Here is a 13,188-nt window from a genome sequence, read left to right as displayed (position 1 = left end):
GCTCAGCAGCAATAAAGTTGGCGACTTCTATAGCGGTATCCATATCTTCAACATGAATCATCGCAGCACGGTTCTGCAATGATATCGTGATGATATCTTTGCGTTCCATTGTCGGCAAAAGCTTAGCAATGGAGGCGTTCACTTTTTCCAGGAAATCTGCATCAGGTGAGATAAGTATCGATTGTGCGTCTTCATCATGCTCGGCTTGCGAAAACAGGTCCATCGCAATCCAATCTGGATCGGTTTTACCATCACAAATAACTAAAATCTCAGAAGGTCCAGCAATCATATCAATACCCACAGTACCGAAAACCATGCCTTTTGCTGTCGCGACAAAGATATTGCCTGGGCCGACTATCTTATCGACTTGTGGAATCGTTTCTGTACCATAGGCCAGTGCAGCTACAGCCTGAGCACCCCCAACAGCAAAAATACGGTCAACGCCAGCAACTGCCGCCGCGGCGAGTACTAACTCATTCACTTCGCCATTAGGCGTCGGGACCACCATAATCAACTCTTGGACACCAGCCACTTTTGCTGGAATCGCATTCATCAATACGGATGATGGATAAGCCGCTTTACCACCAGGCACATAGAGTCCTGCCCGATCTAAAGGCGTCACTTGTTGACCAAGTAAGGTGCCATCTTCTTCGGTATAGCTCCATGAGCTCTGTTTTTGATGATCGTGATACTGACGTACGCGCTGAGCAGCGGCTTCAAGGGCTTGTCTTTGTTCTGACGGAATATTTTCTAATGCGGCTTTAGCACGATCCAAACTAATCTCAAGATCAGACATCGTTTCAGCAGTGACGCGATCAAACCGGCGACTATACTCAAGCACAGCCTCATCACCACGGGACTTCACCTCTGCAAGAATTTCTTTGACAATGTCCGTCACTTTGTCATCTGACACACCTTCCCAGGCGAGGATATCTTCCAAAGCGGTCCAAAAATCAGCTTGTGAGGCACTGAGCTGTTTTATTTCAATCATTATTTTGTTCTCTAACTGCGTCTCTAATGTGTTCAATAAAAGATTGCATTCGTTTATGTTTCATTTTCATTGATGCTTTATTGACCACTAATCTTGAGCTTATATCCGCAATATGTTCCATTGGAATCAGCCCATTCGCACGTAAGGTATTACCTGTATCGACGACATCCACGATACGATCTGCCAGCCCAACCAATGGCGCCAGCTCCATAGAGCCATAAAGCTTGATGATTTCGACCTGTTCACCCTTTTCAGCATAAAAACGACGGGTACTCTCAACAAATTTTGTAGCAACTCGTAACCTGCCAGAACGCATTTCATCATCAGGCTTACCAGCTGTCATCAATTTGCAACGAGCTATATTTAGATCAACAGGTTCATATAACTCTGCATGAGGGTGCTCCATCAATACATCTTTACCCGCGACACCAATATCAGCACCACCATATTCCACATAGGTTGGGACATCTGATGCTCTGACAATAATCAATTTTACATCTGGCAGATTAGTATCCAGGATAAGTTTACGACTGGTTTCCGGATCATCTACGGGAACGATTCCGGCAGCGGCGAGCAAAGGTAAGGTTTCTTTGAAAATACGTCCCTTTGACAAAGCTAGCGTTAAGGTATCAGACATCTGCAGATCTCGCTGAGCTCGGAATTCGACGAATTTTCGCACCTAATTGTTGCAGTTTTTCTTCAATACATTCATAACCACGATCAATATGATAAATACGTTCAACGACTGTTTCGCCTTCAGCAACTAAAGCTGCCAAGACTAAACAGGCTGAAGCACGTAAATCCGTCGCCATGACGGGAGCAGCCGTTAGATAATCACGACCTTTACATACCACCGTATTACCCTCGATCTGAAGGTTGGCACCCATCCGCTGCATTTCCTGAACATGCATAAAGCGATTTTCAAAAACGGTTTCAACGATAGTAGCCTGCCCTTCAGCAATACTGTTTAGCGCAGTAAATTGTGCCTGCATATCAGTTGGGAAAGCGGGATATGGAGCAGTTCTGATATTGACTGCTTTAGGTCTATTGCCATGCATATCCAGAGAAATCCAGTCATCACCGACACTGACAGAAGCGCCCGCTTCTTCAAGCTTCAGCAGAACAGATTCCAGTTGGTTGGCATCTGTATCTTTTAATTTGACACGACCCCGCGTGATGGCCGCAGCCACGAGATAAGTGCCGGTTTCGATACGGTCAGGCAATATCTGGTATTTGGTACCTGAAAGCGATTTAACACCTTCAATCACCAGCGTAGCGGTGCCAATACCAGATATTTTCGCTCCCATCTGGTTGAGATAATTTGCTAGATCAACAACTTCAGGCTCTCTGGCAGCATTCTCAATCGTGGTTGTACCTTGCGCCAATGTAGCCGCCATCATCAGGTTCTCTGTACCGGTAACGGTCACCTGATCCATGAAAATATGAGCCCCCTTTAAACCCTTACCACTGGTAGCACGGATATAACCATTTTCTACGCGTATATCTGCACCCATTTGCTGTAAGCCACGCAAATGTAAATCAACCGGACGTGAACCAATCGCACAACCGCCAGGGAGTGACACATCCGCTTTACCGTATTTTGCTAATAAAGGACCTAAAACAAGGATCGAAGCACGCATAGTTTTCACAAGATCATAAGCGGCTTCGGTATCGGTTAGTGTCGTGGGATCAATCACGACACCTGAGCGTTCATCGACAGTAAGTGTGACACCCATGCGACCTAATAACTCTAGAGTGGTGGTGATATCATGCAGATGTGGCACATTCCCGATACGTACCGGAGAATCGGCCAGTAACGCGCCCATTAAAATCGGAAGCGCAGCATTTTTTGCACCTGATATTCGTATTTCACCATCAAGCGCTACACCGCCACTAATAATCAATTTGTCCATAACAGTCTTTGTGTTGTCTACTGCTAGGCTGCAGAAGTTTTTAGTGATAAGGCGTGAATTTCACCACTGGTAAATTTATCACCCAGCGTTTCTTTCACCATTTTGTGCTGTTGTACTAAGGTCTTTCCAGCAAATGACGGGCATACAACGCGCGCATCAAAATGCTGTCCATCGTCACCAAATACCTGTACATCAGCATCAGGTAAACCCGCTTCAATCATTTCTTTAATATCAGATGCTTTCATAAGTTATAACTTTCAACTTTATTTTAGGGGCAACAATTCATCTAGGCCTGAGGCCTTGGCAATCGCGTCCATCTGTTCAGGCAGGTGCTTGAATGTGATGGGCTTGTTGGCATTTTTCGCGGCTCTCATCCAATCAAGAAGAAGTGCCAATCCTGCACTGTCTGACTCGGTGACTCCTTGCAAGTCGACTTCGATGTCTGACACCGAATCAAAAACACCTTTTGTTTTTATTAAGGCATCTTTTGCTGAGTCCAGTGTGACTGGACCAGAGACCAAGAAAGCCTTGCTGGCATCATCATATTTGATAGCGAACGGTTTACTCATGATTTCAATTTTGCATTACGTTCAGCTAAATCGCTGATAAGGCTGTCAACGCCTTTGTTACGAATCTCTGTAGCAAAGCTTGAACGATAATTGGTCACTAAACTGATGCCATCAATCTTCACATCGTAAACTTTCCACTCACTGCTATCATTTTGAAAAAGTGATAGCGCCATTGGAATGGATGGACCGGCAGGCTGAATGACTTCCATAGGAACAGTAACACGTTTTCTGGATACATCATCACGGAAAGGTAATAAACGAATCTCTTCGTTTGTATATTCAAGCATGGCTGTCGAGTAAGTTCTAATCAATAGCAGGCGAAACTCTTCAACAAATTGAACGCGTTGTTCTTTATCCAGTTGACGCCAGTTTTTTCCTAGAGCTAATTTAGACATCTTTTCAAAGTCAAAATATGGCATGAGAATATCTTCAACCAATGAATAGATTTTCTCAGGACTTTTCTCAAGCTCAGCTTGGTTATCTTCTAACGCTTTGAGCATTTTATCGGATGCATTTTTTACTAGCGTTTGAGGTTCAGACATATTCTCAGCTGAAGCGACCATACTTGTCGCCAGGAAAAAACATGTGATCAGAGATAACAGTGATTTGCTCATTATTTTGTAAATGTTCATTTATTCGCCTTCAGCTTTACTGTACAAAAATTGGCCGATAACCTGTTCTAACACAAGTGCCGGTTGAGTCAGGGTTATGACATCACCATTTTTTAAAGATTCATCTTCAGCACCGGCAACGAGACCAATATACTGCTCACCTAATAAACCAGACGTATAGATACTGGCAGAGGTATCGAGTGGAATATTATCAAACTGTGGATACATATTGAGCGTCACTTTGGCATCAAACGTTTGAGGGTCAAGCGTAATGTTGGCCACACGCCCCACTCTGACTCCCGCCATAGTGACAGGGGAACGCACTTTCAAACCACCAATATTTTCAAACTCAGCGATGAGTTCATACCCACTTTCTTCTGTTAAATCTCCCAAATTGCTGACTTTCATTGCCAACATAAACAATGCTGCAATACCCGCCGCGACAAACATTCCAACAGTAATTTCAGTACTTTTACTCTGCATCATTCTCTCTAATCTCCAAACATCAACGCAGTCAGTACAAAGTCCAGCCCCAAAATGGCAAAGGCTGAATGTACTACTGTACGAGTTGTCGCTCTCCCCACACCTTCTGATGTGGGCATAGCATCATACCCTTCAAATAAGGCAATCCATGTCACAACGAAACCAAAAACAATACTTTTGATAACGCCATTAAAAATATCTTCGTATAAATCTGTTTTTGCCTGCATCTGTGACCAAAAAGCGCCGTCATCAACGCCTAACAGACCATGCCCAACCAGAAAACCACCTAGTACACCGACGGCACTGAAGATGGCAGCCAGTAAAGGCATTGAAATGACCCCGGCAAAAAAACGGGGAGCAATAATTCGTTTCACAGGATCAACAGCCATCATTTCCATGCCTGATAACTGTTCTGTACTTTTCATTAAGCCTATTTCTGCAGTCAAGGACGAGCCTGCACGTCCGGCAAAAAGTAATGCTGTCACCACAGGACCGAGTTCACGCACTAGAGACAGAGAAACCATGACACCCAGTGACTCTTCGGCACCGAAATCAACAAGCGTATTATACCCTTGCAGCCCCAAAACCATACCAACAAACAAGCCAGAAATGACGATGAGCATGACAGAGAGTACGCCAATCGAAAACAGTTGCTGGATAACAAGCGAAAACCGCAAGAACAAACCAGGAATGCCAGCGATCATTGAAGCCAATAAAATGTGGGCACGTCCCAGCCGCTCGAACAGACCCAGTCCCCAACGACCAAGGCCTCGAATATAATTTATCATGCATTGTCCTCAGGGTTGAGTAAGTCCTCAGCAAAGTCCGGGCCGCCGTAATGGAAGGGTACGGGCCCATCTGGTAACCCCTGCATAAACTGCTTAACCCATTCTGAACCTGAGCGTTCCAGTTGTGCCGGTGAACCATGTTCGATAATTTTGCCTGCCGACATAAGATAGATGTAATCAGCAATTTCAGCCGTTTCGGCTACATCGTGAGAGACGACAATACTCGTCAACTTCATGGCGTCATTCATACGATGAATCAAATTCACCAGCGTCCCCATTGAGATAGGGTCCTGACCGGTAAAAGGTTCGTCATACATTATCATCATCGGCTCGAGAGCGATTGCACGAGCAAGGGCAACGCGTCTTGCCATACCGCCTGATAATTCATTAGGCGAAAGGTGACGCGCATTACGAAGCCCTACAGCTTGCAACTTCATCAGAACAAGATCGCGAATCATGGACTCTGGCAGGTTGGTGTGCTCACGGAGTGGGAAAGCGACATTATCAAATACATTGATATCTGTTAGTAGCGCACCGCTTTGAAACAGCATTCCCATTCGTTTCCGGAGTTCGTAGAGTTCGGAATGTGACAGCTTGTGAACATTCTGACCATCGACTTCTATCGTGCCTTTATCTGGTCGAAGTTGACCACCAATCAGCTTAAGTAACGTTGTCTTGCCGGTACCACTCGGGCCCATAATCGCAGTCACTTTACCGCGTTCGATATCGATATTCACGCCATCAAAGATGGCTCGATCACCACGATAAAAGTGCAAGTCCCTGATTTTTATCAGTGGCACAGGCTTCTCCGCTTGTTGAGTTAGACATAAAGGGGGTTAATTTTCATTAATATGTATGACTAAGTCAAATATCCATGTGGAAAATATTAGATACTTCCGCTAGAGTGTGCAGTCCAACTTATGGTGATATGTGTTCGATGACATTTGTTCAGACTGTGTTCAGGATGGCTTTGTTAACGTCACTGTCGGATTTATTAAAAAACGGAGATAGAAATAATGAAAAAATTATTGCAGTTTTTTGCCATAGCAGTTGCACTGTTACCAATGGTAGCCAGCGCTCATGGTCCAACACGACAGTCAGTTAAAGAAACAGTACTTATTAATGCCTCTCCTGAAAAAGTTTGGGCTGTTCTGGGTGATTTCACAGCCATTGACAAGTGGCATCCAGCTGTTGCGAGCGTTGAAATGTTAAGTGATAAGCAACGTAAGCTGACTTTAAAAGGTGAAGGTCACCCAACCATCACTGAAGAGTTGCAAAAACTTGATAACGAAAAAATGATGATGATCTACAAGATCGAAGATATGAGCGTTATCAAAACAATTACATACAATAGTAAAGATACTCCTTACTACACACTACCAGTAAACAACTACAAATCTTGGTTATCAGTTAAAGCAAAAGATGGTGGTTCAGAAGTCACATGGAAAGGTAAGTTTTATCGTTCTTTCATGGATAACCCACCTGTTCCAGAAGGCCAAAGTGATGAAGATGCGGTTAACGCTGTTAAAGGTGTTTACACATCGGGTCTGAACAACCTGAAAACAATGCTGGAAAAATAATTCCATCATGTGTTTCAAAAATATTCAAAAGGCGGCTCTTAGAGTCGCCTTTTTTCTTACAGTCGTTTTCACTTTATCTGCCTGTGCTGATGATAAGACTGAATATGCTCTAATCACTAATCAGCTCTCCAGTACTGTCAGCGTCATAGATTTAAGCACTCAGACGGTTATCAAAACGATTCCAGTAGGTGAGCACCCTGCCGGCATCAGTGTGAGCCCGCACCATGATATGGCTTTTGTTACCAATCCCGATGGACAAACGATTTCAGTGCTTGACCTAAAGTCATTAACGGAAACACGTCAAATCAAAGTCGGACCTGGACCAGTCGGTGTAACCGCCTCTAAAAGTGGTACACGCGTCTATGTAGCAGACTGGTATGAAAATAATATTCGTATCATTAATCCTGATTCTGGCGAGTTGATAGATACGATTGCAGTAGGCAAATCCCCTGCCGGCCTGGTTATTGATGAAGAAAACCAGCGTCTTTACGTTTCCAATCGTGACGATAACACAGTGTCATTTATTGACCTGAGCAATGATCAAGTGACACATACAATTGAGGTTGGAGAGTCACCATTCGGGCTGGCGATTTCACCAGATGGCTCACGCGTTTATAGTGTGAATGTCAAAAGTAGCAATGTCACAGCCATCGATACCAACACAGCAAAAGTTGTTGAGACAATTCAAGTCGGTGACTGGCCATACTGCGCTGTTGTCAGCAAAGATAATAAAAAACTCTACGTTATTAACCAAGATGAGGCCACCATCTCTGTCGTTGACACGACCTCTTTTGACGTCAGCAACACAATCGACATTGAAGACACACCTGAAGGCATTGATATTAGTGCCGATGGTTCACAGCTTTATGCTGTCAACTGGGGTGATAACACCGTTTCTGTCATTGACACTAAAACAGAAAAAGTTATCAATTCAATCAAAACAGGCAAAGGCCCTCGCTCCTTTGGACAATTTATTACGACCGTTGAATAACGCATTAGATAGTCTCGTGGCAGTAAACTCACAGTCACTGCCACGAGCACAGTCCCTCGAAAAAAGACTCTCCGTTCCAATCAAGACTCTTGATAAGTCACTAGTACAATTATTGATTGAAGAGCACCGTTTGAGTCTTCAGATACCTGATATCGGTAATCCTGTTTTTATCGATTTCACGTCAGGCAAGTATGATCATCGGCGTAAATTTGGTGGTGGTAAAGGTCAGCCACTAGCCAAAGCTGTTGGCATGAAACAAGGCCATATCCCAAGCATCATTGATGCTACCGCAGGCTTTGCCAGAGATGGTTTTGTCCTAGCCTCCCTAGGCAGCACGGTCACTATGCTTGAGCAAAGCCAGGTGATAAGTTTGCTCATCGAAGATGCCTTACAACAGCAGGAAATGGATCCCGAAGTAAAAGTTATTACACAACGAATGACCATTCATTATGCCAATGCTATTGATTTTTTATCGACAGTGCAGGAACAGCCGGATGTCATTTATATGGATCCTATGTATCCCAGTCGGGATAAATCGGCGTTAGTTAAAAAAGAGATGCAGGCACTACACCAACTAATTGGACCGGATACACATAGTGCAGAATTACTCACTGTGGCTAGACATGTAGCTCTACGACGAGTCGTAGTGAAACGTCCCAAAGGTGCTGAGTTTGTTGGTAATCAGAAGCCAAGTGCCAGTATTCAGAGTAAAAATACTCGCTATGATCTTTATGTTAACAGCTAGATTATTTTTGACGGGCCTGCTTATCCATGGCTCTTAACCTGTCTAGTTTTTCAGCTATTTTTATTTCAAGACCACGATTCACGGGTTGATAGTATTCACGTTCGCGCATTGATTCTGGGAAGTAGGTTTCCTCCACAGCATAAGCATCGGGTTCATCATGAGCATAACGGTATTCTCTGCCATACCCTAATTCTTTCATCAATTTGGTGGGCGCATTTCTTAGATGTACCGGTACTTCAGCCGAACCATGTGCTTTGGCATCATGCATGGCCGCTTTAAAGGCGGTATACACCGCATTACTTTTGGGGGCACAGGCTAAATAAACAACTGCTTGGGCTATCGCCAGTTCGCCTTCCGGACTACCGAGTTTGTCAAAGCTTTCCCAAGCATCGAGAGCAATACGTAAGCCTCTGGGATCAGCATTACCGATATCTTCAGCCGCCATTCTAACCACTCTTCGCATCAGGTAAACAGGATCGCAACCGCCATCCAGCATTCGGCACAGCCAATAGAGTGCAGCATCAGGCGCTGAGCCTCGCACGGATTTATGAAGTGCTGAAATTTGATCGTAAAAAGCTTCACCGCCTTTATCAAAGCGTCGAATCGTGCCGGATAACACTTCAGCAAGATCATGCTCATAGACGGCTTTCTGACCTTTGCTATCGGCCAAATCGACGGCTATTTCAAGTAGATTTAACACTCTGCGGCCATCACCATCAGCAGTTTGTGCTAATTGATCTCGCAAAGTCTCGCCCACCTCAATGCCTCTGTCGGCCAACCCTAACTCCTCATCTGACATGGCTCTATCAATGATTTGGCGTAAATCTTCAGCCTCTAAGGATTTGAGTACATAGACCCTGGCTCGGGATAGCAAGGCATTATTTAATTCAAAGGAAGGATTTTCTGTAGTAGCGCCAATAAAGGTAAACGTACCATCTTCAACATAAGGTAAAAATGCATCTTGCTGAGATTTATTAAAGCGGTGCACTTCATCCACAAACAGCATGGTTCTACGACCACGCTCCTGCAATAACTGCTGAGCACGTGCAACCGCCGCTCGGACCTCTTTCACGCCCGCCAACACGGCTGAGATAGTAATAAACTCAGCATCACAATAACCGGCGATGAGTTTAGCCAAAGTGGTTTTACCAGTACCGGGTGGCCCCCAGAAGATCATTGAATGCGGATGGCCTGAAGCAATCGCCTGACGCAACGGCTTACCCGCTCCCAACAAATGTGTCTGCCCGATATACTGGTCAAGCGTCTTTGGACGCATACGATCCGCTAACGGACGCCCAGCTAAGTCATCAACTTGATCAAACAAACTCACTGTTGCGCTTCACCTACAATATCTATGCCTTCAGGCGCACTAAATTTAAACGTGTCTTTTTTAAATGTCGGATTAATTTTCACCTGAGTGAACATCAAACGTGTTCTTTGGTCGAAGCTGTCACGCATGATCATTTGCTGTAATTCATCTTGATTAAAAGCCAGCATAACGGATTGAAAGTTACTGCTGCTCTGTTTTGGCGTTAACTCCACCCAGGTTAAGCCATCATCCGATTTTAAGTTACGAATATTGTAGCTATCTTCGGGTAAAGCTTGTCCTGATAATAAGGTTGCAGGCGTATCTTCTAACGCTTCGTTTTGCGCCTTCACGGTAACTTGTTCTAAGTCCACATCATAAAACCAAACATTCATACCATCAGCCACGATATGCTGAGGGTATGGGTCATTGTAATCCCAACGAAACTTGCCAGGTCTTGCCAATTGAAACTGACCTTGGGCCTGTTCAACTATATTGCCATCAGGATCCAGAACGGTTTGTTCAAAGTGAGCCTGAAAGGTATTCACCTGTTTAACAAAATGGTTGAGCTTTTCTGTGCCGCTCATATCTGCCATGGCAACAACAGGAAGCAACAATAGCAAAAAGCCTTGTGCTAATTTTTTTATGGTCATTCAATGACTCCGAAAGATAAATTGCATGTTCTACTGACTCCGGTTTGCCAGCCTGGTTCCTGATTTAATCGCGTGGCGGTGGTGCCAGAACTTCACGGCTACCATTACCCTGCATGGCAGAAACAACGCCAGCTGCTTCCATAGCCTCTACGATACGTGCAGCCCGGTTATAACCGATTTTCAGTCTGCGCTGGATACCTGAAACCGATGCCCGGCGACTTTCGACGACGATTTGCACAGCCTGATCATAGAGCGGATCTGACTCTGCATCACTTGGGTCACCGATACCACCATCGCCGTCATCACTGCTCTGATCTTGGGTAATTTCTTCAAGATAGTTAGGCTGTGAATTTTTCTTTAAATGCTCAACAACATTATGGACTTCATGGTCATCCACAAATGCACCATGGACACGTTCAGGCAGTCCACTCCCCGGAGGTAAATAGAGCATATCGCCCTGCCCTAGCAGCTGCTCAGCCCCCATTTGATCAAGAATGGTTCGAGAATCAATTCGCGAAGACACTTGGAAAGCCATACGTGTCGGAATATTGGCTTTAATTAACCCGGTGATAACGTCAACAGAAGGTCGTTGTGTCGCCAAGATAAGATGAATCCCTGATGCCCGTGCTTTTTGCGCCAAACGTGCAATCAGCTCTTCAACTTGTTTACCGACCACCATCATCATGTCAGCAAGCTCATCGATAATCACAACGATAAAAGGGAGTGGCTCTAAAGTGGGCCCAACTTCACCCGGCTCCACCTCAATTGTTGGATCTTTAATTGGCTCACCGCGTTCAATCGCCTCTCTGACTTTTTTGTTATAACCAGCGATATTACGCACGCCTAAAGCAGCCATTAATGGATAACGACGCTCCATCTCAGCAACACACCAACGCAGAGCATTAGCGGCTTCTTTCATATCCGTTACAACTGGCGCTAATAAATGTGGAATATCTTCATAAACCGACAGCTCCAGCATTTTTGGATCGACCATGATCATACGCACATCTTCTGGTGTTGCCTTGTACAGCAAACTCAGAATCATCGCATTTACAGCCACCGATTTACCTGAGCCAGTCGTCCCTGCCACCAGTAAGTGAGGCATTTTTTCTAAGTTAGCGACCACTGGACGGCCAGCAATATCTTTACCCAGCGCCATCATTAGCAATGATTTGCTATTCTCGTATTCATCACAGGCCAGAATTTCACGAAGACGAACAATTTCACGACTCTCATTAGGGATTTCTAGACCCACAACAGGTTTACCCGGAATGACTTCAACGATACGAACACTGCTGATGGATAGCGCTCTTGCTAAGTCTTTAGCAAGGCCACTGATACGACTGACTTTAATCCCAGGAGCCGGTTGCAATTCAAACCGCGTGACTACAGGACCCGGCTGAACTTCTACAACCTGAACATCTACGCCAAAGTCTTTTAGTTTCAGCTCGACTTGTCGAGACATGGCTTGCAAGACTTCTTCGCTATAGGCCTGCTTACTCGGCTGAGCCATATCTAATAAAGCTAAGGCTGGCATACCTGGCGCATCTGGTGTTTCAAACAATGGCACTTGTTTTTCTTTTTCTTCGCGCTTGCTTGGCTCTTTTTTCTCTAAGACTGGCTCAATGCGCACTTTTGCCTTGTGCTGTAACTTTTCTTTTTCCTGATGAAAAGTCTCTTCCCGTTTTTGACGAGTACGCTTGGCTTCCAACTCTTCCTTGATTTCACGCACCCAGCGGGCCACATGAATGGCGACGATCATGGCCATCGCTCCTAACTTATCAATCACCATCAACCAGGATAGTCCGGTGAAAAGCGTGACCCCAGTGAGTAGGACCGCCAGCAATAGCAAACTAGTGCCAGAGGCGCCAAATACCGACTCAAAACCATGCCCTACCACTTCGCCTAACACACCACCAGCGCCGAGAGGCAATAGCGAGGCATAGTCGCTCAGACTAAGAGTAGACAGACCACTGGCTGCAGCCAGAGCCATCAATAAGCCGACCATTTTTAATACCCAGAAATGCAGAGCATCTTCTGTATCAGCGCGTTTTCCCCAGCTAAACAATAACCAGCCACTGAAACCAATCATTAATGGTGATAGATAGGCGGGAAAACCAAAGCCATAGAGCAAAGCATCAGCTAACCAAGCGCCGACTATGCCACCGCTATTGGCAATGATGTCATCGGTTCCGGTCGTTGACCAACCAGGATCGGTAGGCTGATATGACCATAAAGACAAGAGTAAGTATGCCGCTAATGCGACTGACAAAATCAGTGCTGCCTCACGCAGACGGAAGCCGACTGCGCCAGAGTTGAGTTCTTGTTTCTGCTTGTCATTTACACGTGTCGACTGTGCCACTGTGATATTTCCAACCCTGCCAATAAATTAACGCTTGATTTTAACACAGCTTTTGAAGTTAGATGCTTGTCCAAAATCATCGCAATGGTTACTCTAACTATACATATCTGATAACTCTCTTGGAGGCTCCACTTATGGCAGACAGCAAACACTGTCGTTTACTGATTTTAGGCTCAGGTCCAGCGGGATATACTGC

At 45.0% G+C, this 13,188-nt stretch carries 15 protein-coding genes; 3 read left to right on the top strand and 12 right to left on the bottom strand.

Translation table 11 applies throughout. From position 1 onward, the window contains the following. From hisD to B4K20_RS07160, 9 genes are all read right to left on the bottom strand, one after another. On the bottom strand, positions 1–991 hold a 991-nt coding region (hisD, locus tag B4K20_RS07200), incomplete at its 3' end, for a histidinol dehydrogenase (RefSeq protein ID WP_289282408.1). Beyond that, the gene (gene hisG, locus B4K20_RS07195) at positions 984–1,628 is read right to left on the bottom strand and encodes an ATP phosphoribosyltransferase (RefSeq protein ID WP_289244505.1); all 645 of its coding nucleotides are present in this window, start codon (positions 1,626–1,628) and stop codon (positions 984–986) included. The genes hisG and hisD, both read right to left, overlap by 8 nt. After that, entirely contained in the window at positions 1,621–2,904 is a 1,284-nt protein-coding gene (gene murA, locus B4K20_RS07190; RefSeq protein ID WP_286303629.1) for a UDP-N-acetylglucosamine 1-carboxyvinyltransferase, read from the bottom strand. Before murA ends, hisG begins: the two co-directional genes overlap by 8 nt. 23 nt (positions 2,905–2,927) lie before the next feature. After that, positions 2,928–3,149, bottom strand: coding sequence for a BolA family protein (locus tag B4K20_RS07185; protein WP_286303628.1), 222 nt, complete (start codon positions 3,147–3,149; stop codon positions 2,928–2,930). 18 nt (positions 3,150–3,167) lie between these two features. Next, on the bottom strand, positions 3,168–3,473 hold the full coding sequence (locus B4K20_RS07180; RefSeq protein ID WP_289282407.1) for an STAS domain-containing protein: 306 nt from the start codon (positions 3,471–3,473) through the stop codon (positions 3,168–3,170). Beyond that, entirely contained in the window at positions 3,470–4,105 is a 636-nt protein-coding gene (locus B4K20_RS07175; protein WP_289282406.1) for an MlaC/ttg2D family ABC transporter substrate-binding protein, read from the bottom strand. The genes B4K20_RS07180 and B4K20_RS07175 overlap by 4 nt, the downstream gene beginning before the upstream one ends. Continuing rightward, a complete protein-coding gene (mlaD, locus tag B4K20_RS07170; RefSeq protein ID WP_349676202.1) occupies positions 4,106–4,567 on the bottom strand; it encodes an outer membrane lipid asymmetry maintenance protein MlaD in 462 nt (153 codons plus the stop codon). Between the two features lie 8 nt (positions 4,568–4,575). Further along, positions 4,576–5,355 (bottom strand): lipid asymmetry maintenance ABC transporter permease subunit MlaE, encoded by a 780-nt coding sequence (gene mlaE, locus B4K20_RS07165; RefSeq protein WP_289282404.1) that lies wholly within the window; start codon positions 5,353–5,355, stop codon positions 4,576–4,578. Then, a complete protein-coding gene (locus B4K20_RS07160; protein ID WP_289244510.1) occupies positions 5,352–6,155 on the bottom strand; it encodes an ABC transporter ATP-binding protein in 804 nt (267 codons plus the stop codon). Before B4K20_RS07160 ends, mlaE begins: the two co-directional genes overlap by 4 nt. 216 nt (positions 6,156–6,371) lie before the next feature. Between B4K20_RS07160 and B4K20_RS07155 the strand changes: the two genes are divergently transcribed. From B4K20_RS07155 to B4K20_RS07145, 3 genes are read left to right on the top strand one after another with little or no spacing between them, the layout of a single operon-like run. Then, complete coding sequence (locus tag B4K20_RS07155) at positions 6,372–6,935, top strand: SRPBCC family protein (protein WP_289244511.1); 564 nt, start codon at positions 6,372–6,374, stop codon at positions 6,933–6,935. Between the two features lie 7 nt (positions 6,936–6,942). Next, on the top strand, positions 6,943–7,926 hold the full coding sequence (locus B4K20_RS07150) for a glutaminyl-peptide cyclotransferase (protein WP_289244512.1): 984 nt from the start codon (positions 6,943–6,945) through the stop codon (positions 7,924–7,926). Between the two features lie 16 nt (positions 7,927–7,942). Continuing rightward, positions 7,943–8,671 (top strand): class I SAM-dependent methyltransferase, encoded by a 729-nt coding sequence (locus B4K20_RS07145; protein ID WP_289282403.1) that lies wholly within the window; start codon positions 7,943–7,945, stop codon positions 8,669–8,671. 1 nt (position 8,672) lies between these two features. Here the strand turns inward: B4K20_RS07145 and B4K20_RS07140 are convergent, their stop codons facing one another. The 3 genes from B4K20_RS07140 to B4K20_RS07130 all read right to left on the bottom strand — a co-directional run bounded on the left by B4K20_RS07140 (position 8,673) and on the right by B4K20_RS07130 (position 12,992). Next, complete coding sequence (locus B4K20_RS07140; protein ID WP_289282402.1) at positions 8,673–10,001, bottom strand: replication-associated recombination protein A; 1,329 nt, start codon at positions 9,999–10,001, stop codon at positions 8,673–8,675. Beyond that, positions 9,998–10,630, bottom strand: coding sequence for an outer membrane lipoprotein chaperone LolA (gene lolA / locus B4K20_RS07135; protein ID WP_289282401.1), 633 nt, complete (start codon positions 10,628–10,630; stop codon positions 9,998–10,000). The genes B4K20_RS07140 and lolA overlap by 4 nt, the downstream gene beginning before the upstream one ends. 64 nt (positions 10,631–10,694) lie before the next feature. After that, positions 10,695–12,992: a DNA translocase FtsK gene (locus B4K20_RS07130; protein WP_286303618.1), complete on the bottom strand. Its 2,298-nt coding sequence runs from the start codon at positions 12,990–12,992 to the stop codon at positions 10,695–10,697. Positions 12,993–13,188 lie beyond the last annotated feature (196 nt).

The organism is Methylophaga sp. UBA5088 (assembly GCF_002414625.1).
Lineage (GTDB): Bacteria > Pseudomonadota > Gammaproteobacteria > Nitrosococcales > Methylophagaceae > Methylophaga > Methylophaga marina.
Note: the sequence above shows the minus strand (reverse complement) of the source record. Positions and strands in the feature narration are given on the sequence as shown.

Excerpts from the sequence above, each read along its gene's own strand:
- hisG (WP_289244505.1), bottom strand. The coding sequence starts at position 1,628 with ATGTCTGATACCTTAACGCTAGCTTTGTCAAAGGGACGTATTTTCAAA.
- murA (WP_286303629.1), bottom strand. The coding sequence starts at position 2,904 with ATGGACAAATTGATTATTAGTGGCGGTGTAGCGCTTGATGGTGAAATA.
- B4K20_RS07185 (WP_286303628.1), bottom strand. The coding sequence starts at position 3,149 with ATGAAAGCATCTGATATTAAAGAAATGATTGAAGCGGGTTTACCTGAT.
- B4K20_RS07180 (WP_289282407.1), bottom strand. The coding sequence starts at position 3,473 with ATGAGTAAACCGTTCGCTATCAAATATGATGATGCCAGCAAGGCTTTC.
- B4K20_RS07175 (WP_289282406.1), bottom strand. The coding sequence starts at position 4,105 with ATGAACATTTACAAAATAATGAGCAAATCACTGTTATCTCTGATCACA.
- mlaD (WP_349676202.1), bottom strand. The coding sequence starts at position 4,567 with ATGCAGAGTAAAAGTACTGAAATTACTGTTGGAATGTTTGTCGCGGCG.
- mlaE (WP_289282404.1), bottom strand. The coding sequence starts at position 5,355 with ATGATAAATTATATTCGAGGCCTTGGTCGTTGGGGACTGGGTCTGTTC.
- B4K20_RS07155 (WP_289244511.1), top strand. The coding sequence starts at position 6,372 with ATGAAAAAATTATTGCAGTTTTTTGCCATAGCAGTTGCACTGTTACCA.
- B4K20_RS07150 (WP_289244512.1), top strand. The coding sequence starts at position 6,943 with ATGTGTTTCAAAAATATTCAAAAGGCGGCTCTTAGAGTCGCCTTTTTT.
- lolA (WP_289282401.1), bottom strand. The coding sequence starts at position 10,630 with ATGACCATAAAAAAATTAGCACAAGGCTTTTTGCTATTGTTGCTTCCT.